Here is a 26,009-nt window from a genome sequence, read left to right on the forward strand (position 1 = left end):
GTTTGCCCCCCGTCCCGCGAAGACGGTGCGGTAATCTGCAATTGCTGAAGGACTGATCCGTCCCCATGGACGAGGCCGATATCGCACTGGTCGTGGAGGCCATGTACCAGATCGCCGCTGACCCCGGTGGATGGCCGCAGCTGTTCGAAATCCTTGAGGACAAGGCGGGACAGGATCTTCCTCCGGAGGAGGCGGTCAGGGGCCTGGCCCACAGCATGGAAATCGCCCGCCTGGTCCAGCGGCCGGGCGAGGGCGGTCCGCCGCCACCCAGGCCGGCCTCGCAGATCGGCTGGATCCTGCTGAACCGGACAGGCGAGGTCGTCGCCCTCAACGCCCCGGCCCAGGCCATCTGCCATAACGGGCTGGCCCAGGTTCAGACCGGGACCAGACTGTCCTTCACGGACCCCGACAATGCCCCGGTCCTCGCAGACGCCCTGGCCCAGGCCCGCTCTGCAAATCAGGGTCAGGTCATATTGAAGTTCGAAAGGGCGGGAGAGGCGGGTCCCTGTTTCGCCTATGTGGCCCAGGGCGCCCTGGTTCCGCCGGGCATGTTCGGGGAAGTGGTGTCGCCCATCCCCCTCTCGGAGGCTCTGGTCCTGATGTTTCCGGCTCCGGAGGAGACGGGTCGGATGTGGTCGACCCTTCGGGAGAGCTTCGGACTGACTCCTGCCGAGATCCGCCTCGCCGCCCTGCTTCGGGAGGGCAAGACCCTCAAGGACGCCTCTGACGAGCTTTCGGTGAGCATCAATACCGTGCGCAACCAATTGCGCGCCGTCTTCGACAAGCTGGGCCTCAAGCGTCAGAGTGACCTCATCCGGGCCCTGACCGAGTTATCCCAGGTATCCGGGGCGCTGGGCGAGCTGTCGCCTGGCCAGGCGGGAGCCACCCCGGAGATCCGCTTCGTCACCCTGCCGGACCGGCGCAGGCTGGCCTATCGCGAATATGGCGTTCCCCAGGGGCGTAACCTGCTGCTTTTCCATGAGGGGCTTGGCTCCAGCCTCCTGCCCGAGGGCGCCCAGGTCCTCGCCGCCCAGCTGGGCCTGAGGGTGATCAGCGCCGAGCGCCCGGGCTTTGGTCAGTCCGACCCCCATCCGGACTACAGCTTTGACGCCGTCGCCGAAGATATGGCCGAACTCTGTGATCAGCTGGGTCTGACCGACATCCGCATCGCCGCCATTCTGTCGGGCGCCGCCTCGGCCCTGACCACGGGGATCCATCTGGGCAGCCGGGTGAGAAGCATACTGCTCTGCTCAGGTCGACCGCCCCGACCGACCTCCAGGGCCAGCTCCCTTATGACCCGGTTTCGCGCCCGGCTCGAGGCCCATCCCTGGGTCCTGGACACCTTCTACACCATACTGCGCATCCGGCTTTCCGCGGGTCTGATCGAAGGCATGATCCGGACAGCGACCACCAATTCGCCCGGCGACCGCGCCCTGCTCAAAGACAGCCCGTGGATGGTCAATTACATGGCCGCCTATGTGTCGGAATGCCTGGCGAGGACCGCAAAGGGCTCCACCGATGAGATCCGCGCCTTCCACCGGGGCGGAAACCTGACGCCCGTGGCCCTGGCTGCGCCCCTGACGGTCTGGCACGGGGCTGACGACCAGTTCGCACCGCTTTCCGACCTGCAGGAATTCCTGGGCGAGAAGCCCTATGACCTCAAGGTCTTTCCCGGCGTCGGTCACCTGCTGGCGGTGAAGGTCTGGGATCAGATCCTGCGGCACGCGGCCGCCTGAACGGCCGGCCCATGGCAGGGAAATCGCCGCAATAGTCCATTTGCGTCATGCCGCCATCGCCTGGCTGGGCCATGGAGGATGGGCGACCCTGGGCCGTCGCATAAGTGAAAAGAGAAAAGGGATGCTGACCTGTCAGCGCCCTGACGGAGCGTGCGAACCTTCCCATAGGGTCGCTGCTCTGCTCCCGGGGGACGGAACATCGGGGGACGATGTTCCGTCCCTTTCCGGGGGGCTTGCACCGAGTTCGTGTCTGCTTTCTAAGACCGGCTTTCCGCGCCCCTTCGCGCCCGATTTTCCATTGAGGTTTTCATGAGCGCGCCCGAGGCCGCCTCCAGCGATTTTGATTCAAGCCTGATCCTGTCCCCCGCAGGGGACCGCCAATGGTCCAGCCAGATCGACAAGCGCTACTGGAACGCCATCGGCCCCTGGGGCGGCTGGACCGTAGCCCTGCTGCTCAAGGCGGTCCTGGCTGAAGCCGATCACGCCGGAACCCCGGTGGCCATGACGGTGAATCTCATGGGGGGTTTGAGCGAAGACCCCCTGACCCTCATCACCCGGCCTGCCCGTCAGGGCCGGTCCATGGAGTTCTGGACCTCGGAGCTGGTGCAGGGCGGGGCCCCGGCGGCCATGGCCATGGTCACCCTGGGCCAGAGGCGCGACACCCTGGCCACCCACGAAATCTCCGCCCCCGAGGCGCCGCCCCCGGAGAGCCTGCCTGAACCGCCCCGCCGCGCGGGGCTCTCGTTCGGCGCCATGTTCGAGAGCCGTTACGTCACGACACAAATGCCCCTCCAGCCGGACGTTTCCACTGAAACCCTGGCCTGGATACGCGACGCCCAGGCCCGGCCCCTGGACTATCCCCTGCTGGCGGCTCTCGCCGACGTCTTCGTGCCGCGCATCTTCTACCGGATCACCGAGCGCCGGCCGGTTTCCACCGTGTCTATGACCATCTATTTCCATGCCACCCAGGAAGAGCTGGCGGCGATCGGCGGGGACTTCATCCTGGCCCAGGCCTCGGCCCGGCGGTTCGAAAGCGGGTTCTTCGATCAGGCCGCCACCCTGTGGAGCCGTGACGGCCGGTTGCTGGCCACCACCGAGCAGCTCTGCTGGTTTAAGTAGTCGCTGTGGGCCTGGTCCGGACCGCCATGACCACGGCGGCCACCGCCATGCCGGCCAGGATCAGCCCGCCGAAGCCGAAGGCCACCCGGCACCCCAGGCCCTGAACCTTTTCCCGGCCGCTCATGACGGCGGCGGAAAAGGGTGCGCTGGTCCCGGCATTGCAGCTGCGTCCGCCAGGTCCGAGGGCGATCCAGGCAGGCCCGGTCGTCAGGGTGATCAGGCAAAGGGCCATGGCCCAGGCCCGCAGGCGCGGCCTCCCGCTGGCGCCGAGCAGTATGGCGCCCCCGGCCGAGACGATGGCAAGGCATAGGGCGTCCATGATGACCGGCGGCACGTTTAGGCCCTGGGGCCGCAGATGGGTCATCACCGCCAGGCCGCCCCCCAGCAGGATCAGCATCACGCCATTTCTGGGTTTGTCAGCCATGCCCTGTCCTCAGGTTCGCGTGGCGAATTCGGCGTCGCCGGTAACGGCCACCACCTGATCGTCAAAGGAGGCGTGGGCCGAGGTGTAGAGGTGGGAATAGAGTCCGCCGGTCTTCATCAGGACATCATGGCTGCCCTGCTCCAGGATCCGGCCCTGCTGCAGGACGACGATCCGGTCAGCGTCGCGGATGGTGGCCAGGCGGTGGGCGATGACCATGCAGGTCCGGCCGGCGAACAGTACCTTGAGGGCCTTCTGGATGGCCATTTCCGTGAAGCTGTCGATGTTGGCGGTGGCCTCGTCGAGGATCAGGATCTGGGGGTCCGCCACCAGGGCCCGGGCGAAGGAGATCAGCTGGCGCTGGCCCATGGAAATGTTGCGGCCCCGCTGGCCGAGCGGCGTGTCATAGCCCTCGGGCAATCGCATGATGAAGTCATGGGCGCTGACCGCCTTGGCCGCCTCGATGATCCGCTCGCGGGTGGCGTCGGTGTTGTAGCGGATGTTCTGCTCGATGGTGCCGGTGAACAGGAAGGGCTCCTGCAGGACCATGCCGATGGTCCTGCCCAGGCTGTCCAGGCTGATGTCCCGTACGTCATGGCCGCCCACCAGGATCTGCCCCTTGTCGACCTCATAGAACCGGTGGGTCAGGGCGATGATCGAGGTCTTGCCCGATCCCGTGGGGCCTACCAGGGCGACCACTTCCTTCGGGCGGACGATCAGGTCGATGTCGTGCAGGATCGGCCGGGCCGGGTCATAGCCGAAGGTCACATTGCGGAACTCCACCGTGGCCGGGGCGTCCTTGAGGTCTATGGCGTCGGGCTTGTCGGCAATGGTCACCGGTACGTCGATCACCTCGAAGATCCGGTGACCGGCGGCCATGGCCCTCTGCATGATGGTGTACTGCATGCTCAGCAGGCGGACCGGCTCGAAGAACCTCTGCACATAGAGGATGAAGGTCACCATGACCCCCACATCCATCCGGCCGCCCAGCACGGCCTGACCGCCCACAACCACCACCACGGCGATGGCCAGGCCGGTGAGGATGTCCACGGTCGGAACCATGATCTGGGTCATCCAGGAGGCGGCGTTCTGGGCCCGGAAGTTCTCTTCGGCCTTGACCTTGTAGAGGTCGAAATTCATCGCCTCCCGCCGGGTCTCCTGGACCGTACGGATGCCGTTGATGTTTTCGGCCAGGGCTGAATTGGTGGCGGACGAGGCGTCGCGGGCGTGGCGGAAACTCTTCTTGGAATAGGGCAGCCAGACCGCGCGGACGGCGATCAGGGCCGGCAGGACGGTCAGGGTCAGGAGGCCGAGCTTCAGGTCGGTGGACAGCAGGACGATCGTAATGCCGATCAGGGTGACGGCGTCGCCCACGGCGCCATTCATGGTGTCGAGGAATTCCTGCAGGGCGTTCACGTCCCCCTGCAGTCGCGCCATGATCCGACCCACATGGGTCTTGTCCATGAAGCTCAGCGAGACATCCTGGAAGTGCGAGAACATGGCCCGCCGGATGTCGAAGATCACCTGCTGGGCCATCCTGGAGGACAGCCACTCGCCGACGAAGAAGAACAGGGCGTAGGCCGCCGCCGCCGCGCCGAAGATCACCAGGGTCTGGTCCAGGGCGGCGACCTGATGGCCTACCGCGTGCTTGACTGCTTCACCGGTCAGCTTCGGGATCAGGACCTGGCAGCCCGCCGAAATCAGTACGGCGGCCTGGGCGGCGAACAGGGTCTTCCGGTGCGGCTTCAGATAGCCCAGGAACCTCTGGGCGATGGCCACATCGAAGGTTCCGAAGATGTCATCACCTTCGGAACTGCCCAGTGAGGCGCGGGGCGATTTGCGTTTCGGGGCGTCGGTCATGCCGGAACTCCCGCCGGGGCGTCGTCGTCCAGGGTGGCGCTCGCGTCTGACCGGGACTGGAGCTCATAGAGGTCGGCATAGATCCCGCCATTGGCCAGCAGGGTCGCATGGTCGCCACGCTCGACGATCCTGCCTTCGTCCAGAACGATGATCTCGTCGGCGTGCATCAGGGAGGACAGGCGATGGGCGATGATCAGGGTCGCCTTCGTGGCCGTCGCCTGGGCCAGGGCGTCCCGGACCCGTCGTTCGGTGACCGCGTCGATGGCGGCGGTGGAGTCGTCGAAAATCATGACGCCGGGCCCAGGAACCACGCCGCGGGCAATGCTCATCCTCTGGCGCTGGCCGCCGGACAGGGCCACCCCCCGTTCGCCGATCCGGGTCTCATAGGTCTCGGGCAGGCCGGCGATATGGTCATGGATGTTGGCGACCCGGGCCGCCTCGACGATCCTGTCCTCCTCGGCCCAGGGATCGGCATAGGCCACATTGTGGCCGATGGATGAGTCGAACAGGAAGGCCTCCTGCTGGACCAGGCCGACATATTCCCGCAGGGAGGCCAGGGTCACGTCGCGGACGTCGATCCCGTCAATCGTGATGCGGCCAGCTGTCACGTCGTAGAAGCGGGGAACCAGGTTGGCCAGGGTCGACTTGCCCGAGCCCGGAGGTCCGACAATGCCCAGGGTCCTGCCAGGGCGGACTTCGAAACTGATGTCGGACAGGACGGCCTTGCCCCCCGGCGCATAGCCGAAATCCACATGTTCGAAGGCCAGGACACCCTTTGTCGGCGTCAGGTGTTTTGCATCCGGGGCGTCGGCGATTTCCGGAACCAGGTCGAGGATTTCGAACAGGCGGCCGCCGGAGGACGTGGCGCGGGCCGCCGCGTTGAAGATCATGGCGATCTGCCGGACCGGTCCCTGCAGCAGGGACATGTAGCCGAGATAGGAAGTCAGGGTCCCGACGGTCATGGTTCCGGCGGCGACCTTGTGGCCGCCATACCAGATGATCCCGACCATGGAGGCGTTGAAGCTCACCTGCATGACCGCCACGGCCCGCAGACGCAGGGTGATGCGGTTGAAGGAATAGCTGAGGGCGTCGATGGAGGCCTGATCGAACTTCATCAGTTCGAAGGTCTTGCCGGCGAAGGCGCGGACCACGCGGATGCCCTGGAGGTTCTCTTCCATGGTCAGGGTCAGGATCGCCATCAGCTCCTGGAACTTCAACCAGGTGACCCGCAGCAGGAAGCCCATGCGGCCAAGGGCGCCGGCTGCGATGGGCACGAAGGCCAGGCCGATCAGGCCCATGGTCAGGTCGGTGTGCAGCATCTGCCAGCCGGCGAAGACCAGCAGCAGGGCCAGGGAAAGGACCATCATCAGCCCGCCCTGGATGAAGACCCGGGCGCCCTCCAGGTCGAGCATGCCCCGGGTGATCAGGTCGCCGGAATGGATGCGGTCGTGAAAGCCGAAGGGCAGTCTCTGCAAATGCTGGAAGAACTGCAGGCGCAGGTCATGGCCAACCTTCTGGCTGAGATACTCTCCGAAATAGCCCGACAGCATGGTCAGGAGGCCACGGACTGTTGTTGCGGCGATGATCAGGCCGGCGCTGATCCACAGGGCCTTGCGGGCCGCCTCCGGAGCGGCGCCCGTGCTGGTCAGCAGGTGATGAGCCTGATCAACGGCCAGGCCGAACAGGCGCGGCAGGGCCAGGCTCGCCAGGGACGAGCCCAGGGTGCAGAGAATGGCGAAGCTTAACAATCCCGGATAGCGCAGGGCCCTGCCCATGATCCGCTGCAGGACCCGCGGCATGGCCTTGGCGTCAACCTTTGACTCCGTGGAAAATTCCATGGACCCAGTCGACGCCGCACCCCCTCCGGAGGGGTGGGAACTACTCATGAATAAATCCGTCAAATCTGTATGGCGCCGAGTTTGGCGCCGTCATCTCCCGGGCGCCAGTCGGGAATTGACGCCTGCGGCGATTCTCACCGCATCCTTCCGTCCGTTTGCAACGTAGGTAAGACTTCGCTCAAACTTGTTGGAGCCCGCCGTGATCAAATACCTTCTGACCTATCTGGGCACGGGCCTTGGCTTTCTGGCCATTGATCTGGTCTGGCTGACCAACGCCAACCGCCTGCTCTACCGTCCGACCCTCGACCCTGTCCTGGCCGATGAGGTCAATCTGGTCGCGGCCATGGCCTTCTATCTGATCTACATTCTGGGCCTCGTGGTCATGGCCGTCGTTCCGGCGGGCAAGGCCGGGTCCTGGCGGCAGGCAGCGGGCAAGGGCGCCATGCTGGGCGCCTTCGCCTATGCGACCTATGACCTGACCAACCAGGCGACGCTGAAGGTCTGGGCCACCCACATCACCATCGCCGACATCGCCTGGGGAACCTTCGTCACGGCGGCGGGCTGCACCCTGGGATATTTCGTCTGGCGGTGGTCGGCCAAACGCCCCGCCTGACGAATTCCGTCCGGCGGGTTCCATGTGCCCGTTGTCGATCCGCTTCGCCCCTGTCATGGTGAGACCCGGAGAGGCGAGGGCCCCTGCCGCCGAGCATATTGCGCTCTGCGCTGACCCCCGGAAAACTCCTCTCCAGGTTTGAAATCAAACGCTGCACGACATGAGGCGGCGTCGGGAGGAATTTGAGATGGGCGATTTGAACAACGGTCAGAGTCTGATTGACGAACTGGAGGCCGCGGGCCTGGTCGGCATGACCGGCGCGGTCTGGGCCAGGGTCCAGGGCGACAGGACCGCCGTTTATGATCCGGACGGAACCGCCCACAGTTTCGCCAAGGTCAACGCCAACGCCAACAAGCTGGTCCGCCTGTTCCGCAGCCGCGGGATCAAGGCCGGCGACTCCATCGCCGTGGTCTGTTCGAACCGGGTCGAGTTCATCGAGGCCCTTCAGGCTTCGCGCCGGGCCGGCCTACGCTTCACCCCCGTCAACTGGCACCTGACCACCGACGAAATCGCCTACATCATCCAGGACTGCGAGGCCAAGATCGTGGTCGGCGAGGCCCGGGTCGCCACGGTTGGCCCGGCCACCGCCACCTGCCCCGATGTCCAGATCAAGCTGGCGGTCGGCGGCCCGATCGACGGCTTCGAGAGCTATAACGACGCCATCGCCGGCCAGGACGGTTCCGACATCGACGACCCGGTCCTCGGCAACCAGATGATGTACACCTCGGGCACCACGGGCCGCCCCAAGGGCGTCTACCGCCCCAATGTCGCCATCACCCCCCAGGCCTTGTACGCCATGCGCGGCTATGACCATCAGACCTCGGTCCAGATGTGCGCCGGCCCGGCCTATCACGCCGCCCCCCTGGCCTTCGACATCAGCGCCGCCCTGGGCGCCGGCGTGCCCCTGATCTTCATCGACAAATGGGACTCCGAGCTGGTCCTGCGCACCATCGCCGAGAAGCGGGTCACCCACTTCCACCTGGTCCCCATCATGTTCCAGCGCCTGCTGGCCCTGCCCGATGAGGTCAAGGCCCGCCATCCGGTGGATCACGTGACTTACATCGTCCACGGCGCGGCGCCCTGTCCGCCCGAGGTCAAGCACGCCATGATCGAGTGGTTCGGCCCCAAGCTCAGCGAATACTATGCGGGCTCGGAAGGCGGCGCCGGCTTCACCATCGACTCCCACGAGTGGCTGAAGAAGCCCGGCAGTGTCGGCAAGCGGCCGCAGCTGCTGCAGGTCCGCATCCTCGACGAAAACGGCAATGACCTGCCCAACGGCCAGGCCGGCGGCATCTATCACCAGCTGCCTCCGGGCGGCGGCTTCACCTATTACAAGGACGAGGCCAAGACCAATGCCAGCCGGGTGGACGGCTTCTTCACCATGGGTGATGTCGGCTATTTCGATGAGGACGACTATCTCTTCCTCACCGGCCGCAATGCCGAGACCATCATTTCCGGCGGGGTGAACATCTATCCGCAGGAAGTCGACAACGAGCTGATCAAGCACGACGCCGTGGCCGACAGCGCCACGGTGGGCATTCCCCACGACGAGTGGGGCGAGCAGGTCAAGGCCGTCATCCTGCTGAAGCCGGGCTATGAGCCCTCGGACCAGCTGGCCCAGGAAATCCTCGACTTCGGACGCCGCAGCCTGCCCTCCTTCAAGGTGCCCCGCAGCCTGGACTTCGTCACCGAACTGCCCCGTTCAGAGGCCGGCAAGATCCAGCGCAACAAGGTCCGCGCGCCTTACTGGGAAGGCCGCACCCGTCAGATCTAGTGTGGTCTAAGCTCACTGACGTATGGCCCGATGGACGGGTTGGATTCGGAGCGGAGGACTGGACTCGAGGGCGACTGAGGAGCTCTTGTGGACCTCTTGTCGTTTAGGTTCCTCAGTCCTCGCTTTCGCCAGTTCGGGCGTTAGCCGGCGACTCTGAGTCAATCGAATGGCGAGGAGAGCCATGGACGCTGTTGTTGCGAAACTCTCTCTCAAGGGGTGTCGTGTTGAGGGAGAATACTTTCCCGTTACTGTAGAAATTGGTGCGCCTTATCAAATTGGTCGGGATGATTGGGCATGTTCGATTTCTGTACATCCGCTTTATGATCATCTATCTGATCAGCATGGGGTAGATTCTTTTCAAGCACTATTTTTAGCAGTTCGCCTATCTATTTCACTTTTGAAGGATTTTACTGAAAAAGGTGGATTGTTGATTATGGGAGAAGAGAATTTGATCTTAGCCGGAAATGGAAGTTTTCCGTTCGAAGCCTATACGATTGGTTTCGAGTGAATCACGTTTGCGGCGCCGGGTTCCATGGGCCCCAGGACCGCACTCAGCCTTTCGACTCTGACCCTGTTTTTAGCGGCCGCACCCGCCAGATCTGATGTGATCTGTTTTCCCTTGTCACACCCCTGCGATCTTGCGCCATTAGAGGTTGAGGCGCAGGGGTGATGACATGATCGACAGACGAAGCTTGCTGACCGCCGGGGCTGCTGGAGCCGCCCTGTTCCCGGCCATTGCCCGGGCCCGCGCCATAGACGCCGACGTTCAATCCGGAACGATCAGGGACGTCGCACATGTGGTGATCTTCATGCAGGAGAACCGCAGCTTCGATCACTATTTCGGGGCCATGGCCGGGGTCAGAGGCTTTGGCGACCGCTTCCCCATTCCCGTGCCCGATCTGGGCGACAGGAAGTCTGCTTCCGTCTGGGTCCAGGCCAACAGCCCCAAGGCCAAGGGCCCGGCCCTGATCGCCCCCTTCGCCCTGAACACCCGCCAGACCTTTGCGCACATGCGGGTCGAGGGCACGCCCCACCTATGGCCCAATGCCCAGGACGCCTGGAATGAAGGCCGGATGGACCGCTGGCCGGCCTTCAAGACCGAACACTCCATGGGACATTTTGATCAGGGGGACCTTCCGTTCCAGTACGCCCTGGCCGACGCCTTCACGGTCTGTGACGCCTATCACTGCTCAATCCAGTCGGGCACCAATCCCAACCGGGTCTTCCTCTGGGCCGGCGGGATCAACCCCGAGGGCGAAAAGGGCGGGCCGGTCATGGCCAATACCCATGACAGCCTCCCCAAGGATGGCGGCGCCGCCGACAGCTATCGCTGGACCACCTATGTGGAGCGGCTGCAGGCGGCTGGCGTCACCTGGCGCAACTACCAGGACATGGCCGACAACTTCACCGACAATCCCCTGGCCGGGTTCCAGAGCTTCCGCGACGCCCATGGCAAGACGCCCGGATCAGACCCTGATCTCGCCGCCCGGGGCATGACCACCCAGAAGCTGGAGCGGCTGAAGGCCGATGTCCTGGCGGGCGAACTGCCCCAGGTCTCCTTCATCATCGCGCCCGCTGCAGCCTCTGAGCATCCCGGCCCTTCCAGCCCGGCCCAGGGCGCCGACTATACCGCCCAGGTGATCGACGCCCTGACCGCTGACCCCAAGGTCTGGGCCAGGACGGTCCTTCTGGTCATGTTCGACGAGAATGACGGCTTTTTCGACCACATGCCGCCCCCGGCCCCGCCTTCCCTTGGCGCAGACGGCGCCCTGCTGGGCGGTTCAACGGTCGACCTGGCGGGCGAGCATCACAAGGTCCGCAGCCGCCCTGAATCCGGCGCCGAGCGGGCAGACCTGATGGGCCGGCCCTATGGCCTTGGCCCCCGGGTGCCCATGTATGTCATCTCGCCCTGGTCACGGGGCGGCTATGTGAATTCCCAGGTCTTTGACCACACCTCGGTGATCCGCTTCCTGGAGGCCAGGTTCGGCGTAGCTGAGCCCAACATCACCCCCTGGCGCCGCGAGGTCTGCGGCGACCTGACCACAGCCTTCAACTTCGCCGCCCCCAATCGGGCCGGTCAGAAACCGAAACTGCCCGCCACCGTCGAGGCCGCGGCGAAGGCCAAGGCCCTGACCAAGACCACGCGCCCTCCGACCCCGACCACCATCACGGCCCCGGTCCAGGCCGAGGGAACCAGACCCTCCCGGGCCCTGCCCTATGAACTGGCCACTGATCTTGCGCCCGTTGAAGGCGGGGTGCGCCTGACCTTCCGCAATACCGGCAAGGCCGCCGCCGTCTTCCAGGTCTATGACCGCCGCAACCTTTCCGCCGTTCCCCGCCGCTTTACGGTGTCGGCCGGCAGGTCCCTGACCGGCGACTGGATGGGCGAGGCTCATGACCTCTGGGTCACAGGTCCCAACGGCTTCCACCGTCGCTTCGAAGGCGGCGCCAAGGGCGGACTGACGGTCGTCACGGCCTGCGACAAGGCTTCGGGCAAGCTGACCCTGACCGTGACCAATCCGACCACGGAAGCCCTCTCCCTGGTGAGTTCATCGCCCAACTATGGCGCGGCCCTGAAGCCCTGGCGGACAAGCCTGGCCCCCGGCGAGCGCAAGTCGCAAACCTGGACCCTCTCCAGACTGGGCGGCTGGTACGACCTGGCCCTCATCAGCCCCGAACGCCCCGACTGGCGCCGCCGCCTCGCCGGCCGCCTGGAAACCGGCCGCGACAGCATCAGCGACCCGGCCCTTGGGGGCGCGGCGGTGCTGGCGGTTTAACGAGAAGCTCGTCGGATCCCTGCGCGTTCTGATTGCCAACCGCATGACGGGCCTGGGTAGGCCTAGACTCACTTCATATCGCTGGTCTTGGCAAAGGCTGGCATTTGAATCTAGTGTGAGTTGTGTTGGTTTGGAGCGAGAGCTTTTGATTGAGCCAGAAGAAATCTTCAAAGATGATTGCGAACGTCCCATTCCGACTGCGTGGCGACCCACGATAATCCAGATCGTCGAAGAATTTAGGCAGCATCGATACAATTTGACGGACGTTCCGGATGTGGACCCCGTCGACATCAGCACAGCAAGCATCATAGAGAGAATTATCAAAAAGTATGAATGCTCTCTGGTTTCACTTCCAGAAGAGACCTGGCAATCATCTGTATGTATTTGGGATGGCGGGTACTGGGTTGCTATCGTTGATTTATTTACAATCGAAGAGGGGCGCAGCGATCTAGTATTGCACCTAAAAATTACTGAGCAAGACGGCCGATATAAATTCAGCGTGCATCTCGTGTATGTCCCGTAGGAAAACTCGGGTCGACATCGATTTCCTTGGCCGCAAGGGTATCACCGTTCCTACGCACAGCGGCGCGGCTCTACTGATGATCTAGCCCCTCATTCTCCCGGATCTCCACGTCCCGGGCGGTGACCACCTCGCTGCAGACCGAGCAGACGGTCATGGGGCGGAAGTCGCAGCCGCAGGCCTTGTGGCGGCGCCAGTAGGGCGGACCTTCGGGGCCTGACTGCCAGCGGTCGCCCCAGGCGACAATGGCCAGGACGATGTCGTGCAGGTCCATGCCCTTGTCGGTCAGGCGGTATTCGTAGCGGGCCGGCAGGGCCTGATAGGGCTGGCGGACCAGGACGCCTTCCTCCACCAGCAGGTTCAGCCGGGCGGTGACAATGCTGCGGGCTATGCCCAGCCGGGCCTGGAAGTCGGCGAATCGTTTCACCCCCAGAAAGCAGTCCCGCAGGATCAGCAGGGTCCAGCGGTCACCAATCACCGCCGCCGTGCGGGCGACGGAACAGGGCTGGGCGGCCAGATCATCCCATTTCATGGCGCATCTCCGTGAGGGGATCAAAACTCGCATTGACGGCGTCGGGATTCAAGGAGAGGTTAGTCTCGAAAAAAGACTGATAAGGATTACAGAGACATGACATCAGTTTCCAGGGGCGCATGCCTTGTGGTCGGGGTGGGCGAAGGGGTTGGCGGCGCCATAGCCAAGGCCTTCGCCGCCGAAGGCTATGCCGTCTGCATGACCAGGCGCGCCCGCAATCTCGACCAGCTGGACGGCCTGGCCGAAGAGATCCGCGCCGCCGGCGGAACCGCCCACGCCTTCGGGGTCGACGCCCGGGAGGAGGGCGAGGTCATCGCCCTGTTCGACAGGATCGAGGCCGAGGTCGGGCCCCTGGAGGTGGTGGTCTTCAACATCGGGGCCAATGTCCGGTTCGGCATTGTCGAGACCACCTCGCGGGTCTTCACCAAGGTCTGGGAAATGGCCTGCTTCGCCGGCTTCCTGGCGGGGCGCGAGGCGGCCCGGGTCATGGGGCCGCGGGGCAGGGGCACCATCCTCTTCACCGGCGCCACGGCGTCGATCCGCGGCCGGGACGGCTTTGCAGCCTTCGCCGCCGCCAAGGCCGGTCTGAGGGCCCTGGCCCAGAGCATGTCCCGGGAGCTGGGTCCCAGGGGGATCCATGTGGCCCATGTGGTGGTGGACGGCGCCATTGACGGCAATTTCACCCGGGCCAACCGCACCGATGTGGAGGGCCTGCTGGAGGCCGACGCCATTCTGAAGCCCGAACAGATCGCCGCCAATTATGTCTGGCTGCACAACCAACAACGCTCGGCCTGGACCCATGAACTGGACCTGCGGCCCTGGTCAGAGACCTGGTGAGGAGACACCCCATGACGCGCACCATCGACTTCATCTTCGATTTCGGCAGCCCCAATGGCTATCTGTCCTGGAAGGTCCTGCCGCAGATCGCAGAGCGGACCGGGGCGAAGATCAACCTGATCCCCTGCCTGCTGGGGGGCATCTTCAAGATCACCGGCAACCAGGCGCCGAACATGGCTTTCGGCAATATCAAGGGCAAGCTGGCCTATGAGAGCCTGGAGACCCGGCGGTTCGTGGCCAAACACGGCCTGAGCAAGTTCGCTTTCAACCCCCACTTTCCGGTCAACACCCTGCTGATCATGCGCGGCCTGGTCGCCGCCCGTCGGATGGGGGTGGGGGACGCCTATCTGGAAGCCGTGCTCAAGGCCTTGTGGGAAGACGGCCAGAAGATGGATGATCCGGAGGTCGCCGCTGCCGTCCTGACCGCCGCAGGCCTGGACGCCAGGGCCATTCTCGAAGCCACCCAGGACCCCGAGGTCAAGGCTGAGCTGGCGGCCAATACCGATGCGGCTGCGGCCAGGGGAACCTTCGGCATTCCGACCTTCTTCGTCGGCGACGAAATCTTCTTCGGCAAGGAACGCCTGGGACAGGTGGAGGAAGAGGTCATGAAGGGCTAGGCTGGAGGGGATCCGTTCTTCCTGAAGAGTATCCCCATGCTTCGTCCCGCCGCCTTCGCCCTGCTCCTGGCCTCGACGGCCCTGGTTTCCAGCGCCGGGGCGGCCACCGACCCGGCCCGGCTGTCGGACATGGTCAGGGTCCTGGCTTCGGATGAGTTCGAAGGCCGGGCGCCGGGATCGGCGGGGGAGGTCAAGACCCTCGACTATCTGACCGCCCGGTTCAAAGCCCTGGGACTGGAGCCCGGCGGGCCCAGGGGCAGCTATCTGCAGGCCGTGCCCCTGCTGAAGACCCAGGTGGATCCCAAGGGGACCTTCAGCCTGACCTCGGGAGAGGCGGCGGCAACCCTGGTCCTGGGCGCGGACATTGCCGGCATTTCCCTCCTGCCTGTGGACCGGGTGAGCATTGAAAATGCCCCCCTGGTCTTTGTGGGTTATGGCGTGACCGCCCCCGAGCGGGACTGGGATGACTTCAAGGGCGTGGACCTGAAGGGCAAGGTCGCCGTCATCCTGATCAACGACCCGGACTTCGAAGCCGCCCCTGGCGAGGCTGTGGCGGGTAAGTTCGGTGGTCAGGCCGAGGCCTATTACGGCCGCTGGACCTACAAGTATGACGAGGCGGTCCGCCGGGGCGCCGTGGCGGCCCTGATCATCCACGAGACCCCGGGCGCCGGCTATGGCTGGTCCACGGTCATGGCGGCGGGCGGCGAGGGCTTCGACATTGTCCGGGCCGATCCCGACAGGGCCCGCCTGAAATTCCAGGCCTGGATTTCCGGCGAGGCCGCCCGGCGCCTGCTCAGCCAGGACGGCCTGGATTTCGACGCCCTGAAGGCCAGGGCCCGGCGGGCGGACTTCCAGCCTGTGACCCTTTCAAGCAGGTTCAACGCCGACTTCAAGGTCGCCCACACCCAGGTGGTCAGCCACAATGTCATCGGCAAGCTGACCGGGGCGAAGCGACCGGCGGAGTCGGTCATGTTCGCCGCCCACTGGGACGCCTATGGCATCGGCGCGCCGGACGCCGCGGGCAAAACCATCCGACCCGGCGCCGCCGACGACGCCATCGGGGTGGCCGGGGTCATCGAACTGGCCCGGGCCTTCAAGGCCGCGCCGCGCACCGATCGCAGCCTCTACTTCGCCGCCTGGACCGCCGAGGAGCGGGGCCTGCTGGGTTCGGAATTCTATGGGGTCAATCCGACCACCGACCTGACGAAGATGGCCGCCAACCTGACCCTCGACGTCCTGCAGACCGCCGGACCCTCACGGGATGTGGTGCTGGTGGGCTATGGCCAGAGCCAGCTTGACGATGAGCTGATCGCGGCGGCCAGGGCCAAGGGCCGCACCGTCACGCCGGACGCCCATCCCGAGAAGGGTCTGGCCTTCCGCGCCGACCATTTCTCCCTGGCGAAAAAGGGGGTGCCCGCCCTGCTGATGATGGGCCTGGGCGGCGGACCGGACCTGGTCACGGGCGGTCGGGCCGCCGGGGACAAGTGGGTCAATGACTATACCGCCAACTGCTATCACAAGGCCTGCGACGCCTGGAGCCCGGACTGGGACCTGCGCGGCGCGGCGGCCGATGTGGACCTGATCTATGTGATCGGCCGCAGGATCGCCACCTCCCGCGCCTGGCCGGAATGGAAGCCGGGCAATGAATTCAAGGCGACCCGCGATGCTTCGGCTGCGGCGCGGCGGTAGGGCGTCATGGCCTCACCCGCCGAGACCCTCAAGGCCCGCATCCGCGCCGATCTGACCATCGCCATGAAGGCCCACGACATGTCCGGTGGCGCGGTACATCCAGCTCCGCATGAATACGCGGTAAGGAAATACGCCGCCCCATTGCACCGCGCGCTGGACGGGGCCACATATTGGCCAGCCGCGCCGTCGCGGCTTATGCTTTGGGGAGCCATAGCCTTGTCGAAATTCCGTCAGCGCCTCGCGCGCGTCGCCATGATCGCCCTGATTCCGGCCCTGCTGGCCGGCTGCGGCATCAACAATATTCCCACCAAGGAAGAGCGCGCCAAGGCCCAGTGGGCCGAGGTGCAGAACCAGTATCAGCGCCGCAGCGACCTGATCCCGAACCTGGTGGAAACCGTGAAGGGCTATGCCGCCCAGGAAAAGGGCGTGCTGGTGGAAGTGACCCAGGCCCGCGCCTCGGCCACCCAGGTCAAGGTCGACGCCTCGACCATCACCGACCCGGCCAAGTTCGCCCAATATTCCCAGGCCCAGGACAAGCTGTCCGGGGTTCTCGGTCGTCTGATGATGATCCAGGAGAACTATCCGGACCTGAAGTCCAACCAGAACTTCCTGGCCCTGCAGTCGCAGCTTGAGGGGACCGAGAACCGGATCACCATCGCCCGCCGCGATTATAACGAGTCCGTCCGAGACTATAACCTCGAGTTCAAGCTGTTCCCGAACTCGATCTGGGCCCTGGCGCACCAGGGTTCCAAGCCCATGCAGATGTTCTCGGCCTCGGCCTCGGCACAGTCGGCGCCCAGCGTCAGCTTCGCCCCGACCACGCCGCCCGTGGCGCCCGGCTCCGCACCGCCCAAATGAAACCCTTGAAGGGACCGCGCGGCCTGATCGCCGTCGCGGTCCTCGCCGCCTTCGCCTTCGTCCTCAGCGGGGCGGCCCTGGCCGCGCCGAAATTCCCGCCCCTCACCGGGCGGGTGGTGGACGACGCCCACCTGCTGTCGGTGGAGGCCCAGAAGGACCTCACCGGCAGGCTGGAGGCCCTTGAGGCCAGGACCGGTCGCCAGATGGTGGTCGCCACCATTCCTGACCTGCAGGGCTATCCCATCGAGGACTACGGCTATCAGCTGGGCCGGACCTGGGGGATTGGCGACAAGACCCGCAATGACGGCGTCATCCTGCTGATCGCCCCCAATGACCGGAAGGTCCGGATCGAGGTCGGTTACGGTCTCGAACCGGTCCTCACCGACGCCCTGACCTCCAACATCATCCAGTCCAGGATCCTGCCGGACTTCCGCGCCGGCAATATCGAACAGGGCATTGTCTCGGGCGCCGGCGCCATCATCGATCAGCTGGCCCTGCCAGAGGACGAGGCCAAGGCGGTGGTCGCCAAGGCGGCCGAAGTCCCCGCGGAGAGTGACAGCAAGGGTCACATCCCGTCCTTTCTGGTCCTGCTCATCGCCTTCTGGGTGATCAGCAGCATACTGCGCGGCCTGGGCGGTCGCGGCAGCGGCCTCTGGTGGCTGCCCCTGATCCTGCTGAGCGGCGGGCGTGGCGGTGGCGGCGGTGGCGATTGGGGCGGCGGCGGCGGCGGATTCTCCGGCGGTGGCGGGTCCTTCGGCGGCGGCGGATCTTCGGGGAGTTGGTGACGTGCTGAACGAACAGGATCTCAGGCAAATCTCCGCGGCCGTGGCGACGGCGGAAAACTCCACCCGTGGGGAAATCTTCTGCGTCGTGGCCAATGAATGCTCGGACTACCGGGAGGTGCCAATCGCCTGGGCCGCCCTCGCCGCCCTGGCCGCGCCCGCGATCCTGCTGGCGGGCGGCATACACGTGACCGTGCCGGACCTGTTCAATCAGGGCTGGACCTCGGACCAGGTGGGCGAGGTGACCCAGACGGCGGCGCGGATGGCGGTGGCTGGCGCGATCATGCTGCAGGCCGTGCTGTTCGTAGTGGTGGCCATTGTGGCCTCCATTCCCCCGGTTCGACGCTTCCTGACACCCAGAAGTCTCAAGCGTGAGCGTGTCCGGCGCAGGGCCCAGGAACAGTTCTTCGCCAAGGGTCTGCACGCCACCCGCGAGCGGACCGGCATTCTGATCTTTGTTTCGACCCGCGAACACCAGGCCGAGCTGATCGCCGATGAAGGGATCGCCGCCAAGGTGGACCCCAAGGTCTGGGATGAGGCCATGTCCAGGCTGATCTCGGGCATCAAGGCCGGCAGGCCCGCCGAGGGCTTTGAACAGGCCATCGGCATGTGCGGCGAGATCCTGACCGAGCACTTCCCGGCCATACCCGGCGACAACCCCAATGAACTGCCGGATTCGGTGGTGATAATCCCCTGACCCTTGCTGGCCCCGGCCCTACCGGCGAAGGCCGGGTCATAGGGCGCAGTGCTTCCGGAGAGGCTACGCCTCGGGTTCTGATCAAGGTCAGAGCCTTACGAACTGGACCCCGGCCTCCGCCGGGGTGACCGGAGGATGTGGATGCCTCTGAGCCTTTCAAGTGGACGCGGCCGTTCCCCCACCCCCGGTCATACCGGCGGAGGCCGGTATCCAGGTCATAGGGCGCGGCGAATCCGGCAAATCCAAAACACTGCGACTCCGACCTTCGGCAAGCGAACGGCCGCTGGTCTTGGCGCGCTGGCGCAGGTAGGATTCGCCGCGCAAACTTGGGCAGGGAGAGGCGAGATGACCTACAGTCTGAATGTGAACGGCAAGGCCCAGGAGGCCGATGTCGAACCGGGTACGCCCCTGCTCTGGGCCCTGCGGGACAGCCTGGGAATCCTCGGCCCCAAGTTCGGTTGCGGCATTGGCTCCTGCGGCGCCTGCACTGTCCACATTGACGGGGTTCCGGTCCGTTCCTGCACCACACCAGTGGAGCGGGTCGGCGCCGGCAAGGTGACCACCATTGAAGGCATCGAGGCCTCCGCCATCGGCCAGAAGGTCCAGGCGGCCTGGGAAGAACTGGACGTGGCCCAGTGCGGCTATTGCCAGCCCGGCCAGATCATGTCGGCCACGGCCCTGCTGACCAAGACGCCCAAGCCAACGGACGCCGAGATCGACGCGGCCATGAATGGCAATATCTGCCGCTGCGCCACCTACACACGCATCCGCGCAGCCATCAAAAAGGCCTCGGGCCAGAAGGCGGGAGTCTGATCATGGCTGACGGAACAGAACTTTCACGGCGCCAGTTCGTCCAGGTCAGCACGGCCGCTGGCGGTCTGGTGCTGAGCTTCGCTGTCGCCGGCAAGGTGCAGGCCGATGGCGCCGCGCCCGGCGTCATCAACGCCTATGTGACCATTGCTCCGGACAATGTGGTGACCATAGTCGCCAAGAACCCGGAGATCGGCCAGGGGATCAAGACCTCCCTGCCCATGATCATCGCCGAAGAGCTGGACGTGGACTGGAGTCAGGTCCGCACCCATCAGGCCGACAACAATCCCACAGTCTATGGTCGCCAGTTCGCCGGCGGCAGCATGGCCACGCCCCTGCACTGGGACCAGCTGCGCAAGGTGGGCGCCACGGCCCGGGCCATGCTGGTGTCCGCCGCCGCCGCCAACTGGAAGGTTCCCGCGGCGGAGTGCACGACGGCGTCCGGTGTGGTGCATCACAAGGCGACAAAGCGGTCGGCGACCTATGGGGCCCTGGCGGTCCAGGCCGCGGCCCAGGCCCAGCCTGATCCCAAGTCCATCGTCCTGAAGGACCCCAAGGCTTACAAGATCATCGGCAAGTCCAAGCCCCAGGTGGACACCGCGGCCATTGTCCGCGGCAAGCCCCTGTTCGGCATAGATGTGGTCGTGCCGGGCATGCTCTACGCCACCTTTGAAAAGGCGCCCGTCTTCGGGGCCTCGGTGGCCGGCGCCGACCTGGACGCGGCCCGCGCGGTCAAGGGTGTCCGCAAGGCCTTCGTGGTCGAGGGCGGACAGGACCTGAGCGGACTGATGCCAGGCGTCGCTGTGATCGCCGACAGCTGGTGGCAGGCCCGGCAGGGTCGCAACAAGCTGAACATCAAGTGGCAGGATCACCCCACGGCCCAGCAGTCCACGGCGGGCTTCAACGCCCAGGCGGACGCCCTGGCCAAGGGGGCGCCCCTGCGCACCGAGCGGAACGAGGGTGATGTCGCCGCAGGTCTTGCGGGCGCAGCCTCGACGGTGGAGGCGGCCTACGCCTATCCCTTCATCGCCCACGTTCCCCTGGAGCCGCAGAACTGCACCGCCCAGTTCAAGGACGGCAAGATGGAGATCTGGGCGCCGACCCAGAACCCGGAATCCGGTCGCCAGCTGGTGGCCAAGACCCTTGGACTCAAGCCCGACGACATCACCATCCACATGACCCGTTGCGGCGGCGGCTTTGGCCGCAGGCTGGCCAACGACTACATGGTCGAGGCCGCCTGGATCGCCCGGGAAGCCGGGGCGCCGGTCAAGCTGCTGTGGACCCGGGAGGATGACCTGCGGCATGACTTCTACCGTCCCGCCGGTTGGCACTACCTGAAGGGCGGCGTTGATAAGTCAGGGAAAATTGTAGCCTGGCACGATCACTTCGTAACCCTGGGCGCAGCCGGCAAGCCCGGCAGCAGCGCTGGTATGGCCGCCACGGAATTCCCGGCCCGCTTCGTGCCGAACTTCCGGTATGACCTCTCGGTCATCGATTCGGGCATACCGACCGGTCCCCTGCGGGCGCCGGGCTCAAACGCCCTGGCCTTTGTGGTCCAGTCCTTCATTGACGAGCTGGCCCATAGCGCCGGGGTGGACCCGGTGACCTTCCGACTGAACCTCCTGGGAGACCAGGGTCTTGTGGGTTCGGCCGGCCGCGACGGGTATGACCCCGGGCGGATGAAGGGTGTGGTGGCCCTGGTCGCCGCCAAGTCAGGTTGGGGCAAGACCAAGCTCGGCCCCCGTCAGGGCATGGGGGTGGCCTTCCACTTCAGCCATCTGGGCTATTTCGCCGAAGTGGTGCAGGCCAGGGTTTCCGAGGATGGCGAGGTCACGGTGGAAAAGGTCTGGGTGGCCGGGGATGTCGGCCGCCAGATCATCAATCCGACGGGCGCGGTCAATCAGGTCCAGGGTTCGGTGATTGACGGCCTCTCGGCGGCTCTTGGTCAGAAGATCACCATTGAGGGCGGGGCCGCGGTGGAGAAGAACTTCAACGCCTATCCCCTGCTGCGGATGAAGTCGGCGCCGGCGGTCGAGGTGCACTGGAACATCACAGACAATCCGCCGACCGGCCTGGGTGAACCTGCCCTGCCGCCGGTCCTTCCGGCCCTGTGCAACGCCATCTTTGCCGCGACGGGAAAACGCCTGCGCAGTCTGCCGATCACCAAAGACGCGCTGAAGGTCTGATCCAGACAAAAGAAAACCCTCTCCCCGGGCAAGGGAGAGGGCTGGAGAGGCTTTCGGGGAGGTCGGGCTTCAGAGGCCCTTGGAGCTTTCTCTGAAGTCTAGAAGGCGAGGTTCAGCCTCAGACCGACGACGACGGCGTCCTTGATGGTCCGGTCGCCGGAGGGCCGCTGGATATACTGGATGTCAGGCTGGACCCGGACCCTGGAATTGATCTGGTCGGAATAGCTGAGTTCGAAGACGGTCTCCCCGGAAGACAGGGGCAGACCGGCATCGGCGCTGTTCTGGCGATAGCTCTTGGCCAGATGGGCCTGGGTGATGCCGATGGACAGGTTGGAGTCGGGCCGGCCCTTGACCACGGCGTCGATGGAGACGCCGGCCTGCACTGAGGACTTCAGCGCCTGGGTGTCGCCATCGCTGAGGCCGACCCGCAGGAAGGCGGTGGCGGCGCGGTCGCCTTCGGCCGGTTCATTGAGGGGTTGCTCGACCACGGCGTAGACGCCCTGGGCGCGACGCTTGACGGGATCGCCGGCGGCGTTGACCGCCCGCTGGTCCTCAATCTTCTTTGTATAGCCCCACAGACCTGCGGCCACCTTGCCGCGACCGGTCCAGCCGGCCTCAGCGATGATCAGTTCGCCGTCATCAAAGGAGGTCTCGACACCTTGGGGGTCGCCCCATGTCCCGACCCGGGCATTGACCACAGCGGCCAGGCCATAGGTGTTTTCGGAGGGCTTGATGGACAGGCGGGCGGTCAGGGCCGTCGACGGGAAGGCCGCCGCACCCTGAGGGCCGCTTCCGGCCAGTTCAGGCGCCATGCCGAAGGAAGGGTTCATCAGATAGCCCGAGGCGTCGGCTACGGCGAACTCGCCGCTGACGTCGGACCAGCCCAGGCGCAGGTTGGCCCGGTTTCCGGCGAAGCTCTGCTCGAAATAGGCCTGATAGAGGCGAAGGCGTTGGGCGCCGACCTCATTGCCGTCAACACCCTGCAGATTGCCCGCGTCCTCGCTGGGCGTCTGACCGCTGGTATTGGAAACTTCCAGGTGGAGGGCGCCGCCCTTCCAGCCAAGACCCTGATCCAGATTGATGTCGGCGGCGATGTCGAGGTTGTCGAGGTGACGGACCTTCTTCGCCAGGCCGCCGGAAACGGCGCCGACAAAATCCAGCGTATAGTCAACCGTGAAGGCCACAGTCGGGCTGGGCGCTTCTTCTTCCGCCGCTGCAGCGGGAACAGTAAAAAGCATCGCTGATGCGATTGCGAAAGTAGAAATATTCGCTAACCGCGTATTAAAGGCCGTGTTTTGGCTCTTATTGAACTTGAACATCTTTGGAACACCCCACCATTTTCTATGGTATCTCGTTGGTGTCCCATAATGGGGTATGGATATTAAAATACGGTTTGGGAGAAGTGAATCTCAATCTAACTAAGATGAATCGAAGTCTAACCTAGATGAATCGGACAGTAACCATGCCCAGGGTGCGAAATCCCCTGAAATACGGGAAACTGGCCCAAGGCTTGCTGTTTTCAGGCCCAGAGTTCAAATTGGGACACGACCATGAAAACCATCGCCATCCTCTCCGCCCTCTCCCTGCTGGCCGGCGCCGCCGAGGTCCAGGCTGCGACAGTTTCGCGCAGCCAGGCCCTGACTGTTTATGCGCCGAGCATTGTCCAGACGTCTGAAGGCGCCCGTATCCGCGGCGTCATCTGCCGTCGGGGTCCGGTGTCGCATATCAATGTTTCGAACCTTTCGGTCGCCCTGATGGGCGCAGGCGGGGCCGTGACCTCGGAGCAGGGCAGCGCCTATTCGACGGTCCTGCGGAACCGTGGCGCCCACTGCGGCTTCTACAGCGTCCAGACCTCCTGGCAGGTCGCCCCCGGCGCCGACCTCAAGGTCTGCGTGGACGCCGACGGCCGCAAGGTCTGCTCTGCAAGCTGAAGCCTGACCTGAGCGGGTCAGTGGGGGATATAGGTCCTCAGGACGTCCTCGATGATCCGCTCAAGCTGGGCCAGGGTATTGCAGGGTTTGGCCACATGGCAGAACCGCTGATAGCGGTGCATGACGCTGTCCCCCTGACCCCAATAGCTTTCCGGTTCCGGGTTCAGCCAGATCAGGGCCCGTGACCGCTTCTGGATCGTGGCCAGCAGGTCCAGGCGCGGATCGGCATAGTTCGACCGGGCGTCGCCCAGGAAGATCACCGTGGTGTGCCGGTCCAGCTGGTCCAGGTGCTGGTCGCAGAAGTCCTCGAGCGACCGGCCATAGTCGGTCTGCTGGAAACCGATCTGCTTGAGCACTTCCAGAATGGCCGTCTCGACCTTGTTCTCGTCCAGCAGGCTGTTGACGCTGATCATCCGTCCTGAAAAGGCGAAGGCCTCCATCCGGTCGACCACCTCGTTCAGGGAATAGAGGAAGGTCAGCAGGAACTGGGCGGCGGCGGCGACCGATTTCGAGACATCGCAGATGGCCACAATGGACGGCTTGTCGATCTTCTTGGTCTTGAAGACGATGTCGAAGGGCATGCCGCCATAACCCATGGACTTGCGCAGGGTGCGGCGGACATCCAGGTGCCCGGTCCAGGCCACATTGCGCCGGCGGGAATAGCGGTCAGCCAGACGCTTGGCCATGCGCTTGACCAGGGCCTGCATCATGGCCTGGTCCACGGGGTCAATGCCTCCGTCCGAGTTCAGGGCCTTGCGGGCCAGCAGCTCTTCACGAAGGTTCTTGCCGCTTTCAGAGGCGTAGAGCTCGTGCTGGCGCTCCACATAGGCCGAGGCTTCCTTGGCCAGGGCCTGTCGGGCGGCATCCAGGCGTTCGCCGGCGGCCTGTCCCCTGGGATCTTCCAGACGGCGGGCGGCGGCGATGATCCGCTCGATCTCTCCCAGACCCATTTCCTCAAGCAGCTTGCGGGTCAGCCGGCTTCTCTGGGTGGACAGGCGGATCTGCGAGACCTGGGCCCGCTCGGCGGCTTCTTCCATGGCCTGGGCCAGGGCCGAAGCGTCGCCGGCCATGAGCATGCGCGCGAGTTCGCTGTCCCCGCCCTCCGGCGGCAGGTCTTCCATGGGGTCCCGGTCGCCGTCTTCTGGGGGCGGGGCCGCCACGAAGGTGTCCCGGGTGAAGAAGGTGTCGAAGGTCCGGTCGAACCGGTCCACCTCATCGGCGGTCTTGGCCAGGGTTGCGCACAGGGCGTCCTTGAACAGCTCGCGGTCAGCAAAGCCGACCTTGGCCACCGTGCGGTGGGCGTCAATGGCCTCGGCCGGGGATACCCGGACGTCCGAGGCCCTCAGCGCCCGGAAGAAGTCTTCGAGAGCGCCCTGCATGACCGATCAGGCCAGGGGCTTGCGGATGAGCTCGGCGATCTGCGGCTCGATCACCTGGATGTCCTGTTCGAACTTGAGCAGGACGTTCAGGCTGTCGCGCACCACCTCGGGCTCGAGGGCGTCGGCATTGAGCAGGATCAGGGCCCGGGCCCAGTCGACCGTCTCTGAAATCGACGGCGACTTGCGCAGGTCCAGGGTCCGCAGGGACTGAACAAAGCTGACCAGCTGGCTGACCAGTTCGCCCTCGATGCCAGGCACCCGGCTGGCGACAATGCGGCGCTCGAGGCCGGCGTCGGGCAGGGGGATGTGCAGGTGCAGGCAGCGGCGCTTCAGGGCGTCGCCCAGGTCGCGGACATTGTTGGAGGTCAGGAAGACGATGGGCGGGGTCTTGGCCTTCAGCACGCCGATTTCCGGAATGGAGACCTGATAGGCCGACAGGACTTCCAGCAGGAAGGCCTCGAAGGCTTCGTCGGACTTGTCAATTTCGTCGATCAGCAGGACGCAGCCGTCATCCTCGCGCAGGGCCTTCATCAGGGGCCGGGGCTCGAGGAAGGGCTCGGAGAAGAACAGGTCGCCCATGCCGTGGAGGCGGTCCATGGCGGCGTCCATGTCGGCCGCGTCAGCCAGGCTTTCGCCCATGCGGTCCTTCAGGATCTGGGTATAGAGCAGCTGCTTGCCGTACTTCCATTCGTACAGCGCCTTGGACTCATCCAGGCCCTCATAGCACTGCATGCGGATCAGGGGCAGGCCGAGCAGGGCGGCGGTGGACAGGGCCAGTTCGGTCTTGCCGACCCCGGCCGAGCCTTCCACCAGTATGGGTTTCTGCAGGTTCACTGCCATGAACAGCGAGGTGGCGATCCGGCGGGAGGCGATGTAGCCGACGCTCTCCAGGCCCTGGATCAGTGCGTCAACAGAGGCCATGGAAGCGGCGTTTGCGACGGAAAGCGCCGCAGGAGACGAAGTCGTCAAAGGATCTACTTTCAAAACCGGCGCAATGGCGCGCCCAAGGAAGGTCAATGTCGGTACTTTGCCC

21 protein-coding genes are annotated in these 26,009 nt (G+C 65.0%); 14 read left to right on the top strand and 7 right to left on the bottom strand.

Annotated elements, in window-relative coordinates; all coding sequences use genetic code 11:
* The first annotated feature begins 65 nt into the window (after window positions 1–65).
* Complete coding sequence (locus CFE28_03220) at window positions 66–1,736, top strand: hypothetical protein (GenBank protein OYU69095.1); 1,671 nt, start codon at window positions 66–68, stop codon at window positions 1,734–1,736.
* Between the two features lie 309 nt (window positions 1,737–2,045).
* On the top strand, window positions 2,046–2,855 hold the full coding sequence (locus CFE28_03225) for an acyl-CoA thioesterase (protein ID OYU69096.1): 810 nt from the start codon (window positions 2,046–2,048) through the stop codon (window positions 2,853–2,855).
* On the opposite strand, the gene CFE28_03230 is transcribed toward CFE28_03225, so the two are convergent.
* Genes CFE28_03230 through CFE28_03240 form a run of 3 tightly spaced genes read right to left on the bottom strand, consistent with a single transcriptional unit; the run spans window position 2,848 to window position 7,022 of the window.
* Window positions 2,848–3,279: a hypothetical protein gene (locus CFE28_03230; protein ID OYU69097.1), complete on the bottom strand. Its 432-nt coding sequence runs from the start codon at window positions 3,277–3,279 to the stop codon at window positions 2,848–2,850. The two genes, CFE28_03225 and CFE28_03230, sit on opposite strands and share 8 nt — an antisense overlap.
* Window positions 3,280–3,288: 9 nt before the next feature.
* Window positions 3,289–5,136, bottom strand: coding sequence for a multidrug ABC transporter (locus tag CFE28_03235; GenBank protein ID OYU69098.1), 1,848 nt, complete (start codon window positions 5,134–5,136; stop codon window positions 3,289–3,291).
* The gene (locus tag CFE28_03240) at window positions 5,133–7,022 is read right to left on the bottom strand and encodes a multidrug ABC transporter (protein ID OYU69099.1); all 1,890 of its coding nucleotides are present in this window, start codon (window positions 7,020–7,022) and stop codon (window positions 5,133–5,135) included. Before CFE28_03240 ends, CFE28_03235 begins: the two co-directional genes overlap by 4 nt.
* Window positions 7,023–7,173: 151 nt before the next feature.
* Here CFE28_03240 and CFE28_03245 point away from each other — a divergent pair, with 151 nt between their 5' ends.
* The 3 genes from CFE28_03245 to CFE28_03255 all read left to right on the top strand — a co-directional run bounded on the left by CFE28_03245 (window position 7,174) and on the right by CFE28_03255 (window position 12,138).
* Complete coding sequence (locus CFE28_03245) at window positions 7,174–7,587, top strand: hypothetical protein (GenBank protein ID OYU71529.1); 414 nt, start codon at window positions 7,174–7,176, stop codon at window positions 7,585–7,587.
* 187 nt (window positions 7,588–7,774) lie between these two features.
* On the top strand, window positions 7,775–9,361 hold the full coding sequence (locus tag CFE28_03250) for an acyl-CoA synthase (GenBank protein ID OYU71530.1): 1,587 nt from the start codon (window positions 7,775–7,777) through the stop codon (window positions 9,359–9,361).
* A gap of 674 nt (window positions 9,362–10,035) precedes the next feature.
* Window positions 10,036–12,138 carry a phospholipase C, phosphocholine-specific gene (locus tag CFE28_03255; GenBank protein OYU69100.1) on the top strand — a complete coding sequence of 701 codons (2,103 nt, stop codon included), beginning with the start codon at window positions 10,036–10,038 and terminating at the stop codon, window positions 12,136–12,138.
* A gap of 593 nt (window positions 12,139–12,731) precedes the next feature.
* On the opposite strand, the gene CFE28_03260 is transcribed toward CFE28_03255, so the two are convergent.
* Complete coding sequence (locus CFE28_03260) at window positions 12,732–13,190, bottom strand: transcriptional regulator (protein OYU69101.1); 459 nt, start codon at window positions 13,188–13,190, stop codon at window positions 12,732–12,734.
* A gap of 96 nt (window positions 13,191–13,286) precedes the next feature.
* Between CFE28_03260 and CFE28_03265 the strand changes: the two genes are divergently transcribed.
* The 8 genes from CFE28_03265 to CFE28_03300 all read left to right on the top strand — a co-directional run bounded on the left by CFE28_03265 (window position 13,287) and on the right by CFE28_03300 (window position 21,666).
* Window positions 13,287–14,027, top strand: coding sequence for a short-chain dehydrogenase (locus CFE28_03265; GenBank protein ID OYU69102.1), 741 nt, complete (start codon window positions 13,287–13,289; stop codon window positions 14,025–14,027).
* An 11-nt stretch (window positions 14,028–14,038) separates the two neighbouring features.
* Window positions 14,039–14,644, top strand: coding sequence for a disulfide bond formation protein DsbA (locus tag CFE28_03270; GenBank protein ID OYU69103.1), 606 nt, complete (start codon window positions 14,039–14,041; stop codon window positions 14,642–14,644).
* Between the two features lie 36 nt (window positions 14,645–14,680).
* Window positions 14,681–16,333 carry a peptidase M20 gene (locus CFE28_03275; GenBank protein OYU69104.1) on the top strand — a complete coding sequence of 551 codons (1,653 nt, stop codon included), beginning with the start codon at window positions 14,681–14,683 and terminating at the stop codon, window positions 16,331–16,333.
* A gap of 195 nt (window positions 16,334–16,528) precedes the next feature.
* A complete protein-coding gene (locus CFE28_03280) occupies window positions 16,529–17,191 on the top strand; it encodes a LemA family protein (protein ID OYU71531.1) in 663 nt (220 codons plus the stop codon).
* Window positions 17,188–17,976, top strand: a complete 789-nt coding sequence (locus CFE28_03285; protein ID OYU69105.1) for a methanol dehydrogenase — start codon at window positions 17,188–17,190, stop codon at window positions 17,974–17,976. The genes CFE28_03280 and CFE28_03285 overlap by 4 nt, the downstream gene beginning before the upstream one ends.
* A 4-nt stretch (window positions 17,977–17,980) precedes the next feature.
* On the top strand, window positions 17,981–18,670 hold the full coding sequence (locus tag CFE28_03290) for a hypothetical protein (GenBank protein OYU71532.1): 690 nt from the start codon (window positions 17,981–17,983) through the stop codon (window positions 18,668–18,670).
* Window positions 18,671–19,015: 345 nt separating this feature from the next.
* The gene (locus tag CFE28_03295) at window positions 19,016–19,483 is read left to right on the top strand and encodes a (2Fe-2S)-binding protein (GenBank protein ID OYU69106.1); all 468 of its coding nucleotides are present in this window, start codon (window positions 19,016–19,018) and stop codon (window positions 19,481–19,483) included.
* Window positions 19,484–19,485: 2 nt separating this feature from the next.
* Complete coding sequence (locus CFE28_03300) at window positions 19,486–21,666, top strand: isoquinoline 1-oxidoreductase (GenBank protein OYU69107.1); 2,181 nt, start codon at window positions 19,486–19,488, stop codon at window positions 21,664–21,666.
* A gap of 98 nt (window positions 21,667–21,764) precedes the next feature.
* On the opposite strand, the gene CFE28_03305 is transcribed toward CFE28_03300, so the two are convergent.
* On the bottom strand, window positions 21,765–22,985 hold the full coding sequence (locus tag CFE28_03305; GenBank protein ID OYU69108.1) for a porin: 1,221 nt from the start codon (window positions 22,983–22,985) through the stop codon (window positions 21,765–21,767).
* 231 nt (window positions 22,986–23,216) lie between these two features.
* On the opposite strand from CFE28_03305, the gene CFE28_03310 reads away from it, so the two are divergent.
* Window positions 23,217–23,597 carry a hypothetical protein gene (locus CFE28_03310; GenBank protein OYU69109.1) on the top strand — a complete coding sequence of 127 codons (381 nt, stop codon included), beginning with the start codon at window positions 23,217–23,219 and terminating at the stop codon, window positions 23,595–23,597.
* Window positions 23,598–23,614: 17 nt separating this feature from the next.
* Here CFE28_03310 and CFE28_03315 read toward each other — a convergent pair whose 3' ends face one another.
* Together CFE28_03315 and CFE28_03320 are read right to left on the bottom strand one after the other, a co-directional pair.
* Complete coding sequence (locus CFE28_03315; GenBank protein ID OYU69110.1) at window positions 23,615–24,976, bottom strand: VWA containing CoxE family protein; 1,362 nt, start codon at window positions 24,974–24,976, stop codon at window positions 23,615–23,617.
* Window positions 24,977–24,982: 6 nt separating this feature from the next.
* Window positions 24,983–25,897, bottom strand: coding sequence for an ATPase (locus tag CFE28_03320; GenBank protein OYU69111.1), 915 nt, complete (start codon window positions 25,895–25,897; stop codon window positions 24,983–24,985).
* Between the last annotated feature and the right edge of the window lie 112 nt (window positions 25,898–26,009).

It is taken from the genome of Alphaproteobacteria bacterium PA2, from assembly GCA_002256425.1.
Classification (GTDB): domain Bacteria; phylum Pseudomonadota; class Alphaproteobacteria; order Caulobacterales; family Caulobacteraceae; genus Phenylobacterium.

Coding starts and splice junctions, on each gene's coding strand:
- CFE28_03220 (OYU69095.1), top strand. CDS start 66: ATGGACGAGGCCGATATCGCACTGGTCGTGGAGGCCATGTACCAGATC.
- CFE28_03225 (OYU69096.1), top strand. CDS start 2,046: ATGAGCGCGCCCGAGGCCGCCTCCAGCGATTTTGATTCAAGCCTGATC.
- CFE28_03230 (OYU69097.1), bottom strand. CDS start 3,279: ATGGCTGACAAACCCAGAAATGGCGTGATGCTGATCCTGCTGGGGGGC.
- CFE28_03235 (OYU69098.1), bottom strand. CDS start 5,136: ATGACCGACGCCCCGAAACGCAAATCGCCCCGCGCCTCACTGGGCAGT.
- CFE28_03240 (OYU69099.1), bottom strand. CDS start 7,022: ATGAGTAGTTCCCACCCCTCCGGAGGGGGTGCGGCGTCGACTGGGTCC.
- CFE28_03250 (OYU71530.1), top strand. CDS start 7,775: ATGGGCGATTTGAACAACGGTCAGAGTCTGATTGACGAACTGGAGGCC.
- CFE28_03255 (OYU69100.1), top strand. CDS start 10,036: ATGATCGACAGACGAAGCTTGCTGACCGCCGGGGCTGCTGGAGCCGCC.
- CFE28_03260 (OYU69101.1), bottom strand. CDS start 13,190: ATGAAATGGGATGATCTGGCCGCCCAGCCCTGTTCCGTCGCCCGCACG.
- CFE28_03265 (OYU69102.1), top strand. CDS start 13,287: ATGACATCAGTTTCCAGGGGCGCATGCCTTGTGGTCGGGGTGGGCGAA.
- CFE28_03270 (OYU69103.1), top strand. CDS start 14,039: ATGACGCGCACCATCGACTTCATCTTCGATTTCGGCAGCCCCAATGGC.
- CFE28_03275 (OYU69104.1), top strand. CDS start 14,681: ATGCTTCGTCCCGCCGCCTTCGCCCTGCTCCTGGCCTCGACGGCCCTG.
- CFE28_03280 (OYU71531.1), top strand. CDS start 16,529: ATGCTTTGGGGAGCCATAGCCTTGTCGAAATTCCGTCAGCGCCTCGCG.
- CFE28_03285 (OYU69105.1), top strand. CDS start 17,188: ATGAAACCCTTGAAGGGACCGCGCGGCCTGATCGCCGTCGCGGTCCTC.
- CFE28_03295 (OYU69106.1), top strand. CDS start 19,016: ATGACCTACAGTCTGAATGTGAACGGCAAGGCCCAGGAGGCCGATGTC.
- CFE28_03300 (OYU69107.1), top strand. CDS start 19,486: ATGGCTGACGGAACAGAACTTTCACGGCGCCAGTTCGTCCAGGTCAGC.
- CFE28_03305 (OYU69108.1), bottom strand. CDS start 22,985: ATGTTCAAGTTCAATAAGAGCCAAAACACGGCCTTTAATACGCGGTTA.
- CFE28_03310 (OYU69109.1), top strand. CDS start 23,217: ATGAAAACCATCGCCATCCTCTCCGCCCTCTCCCTGCTGGCCGGCGCC.
- CFE28_03315 (OYU69110.1), bottom strand. CDS start 24,976: ATGCAGGGCGCTCTCGAAGACTTCTTCCGGGCGCTGAGGGCCTCGGAC.
- CFE28_03320 (OYU69111.1), bottom strand. CDS start 25,897: ATGGCCTCTGTTGACGCACTGATCCAGGGCCTGGAGAGCGTCGGCTAC.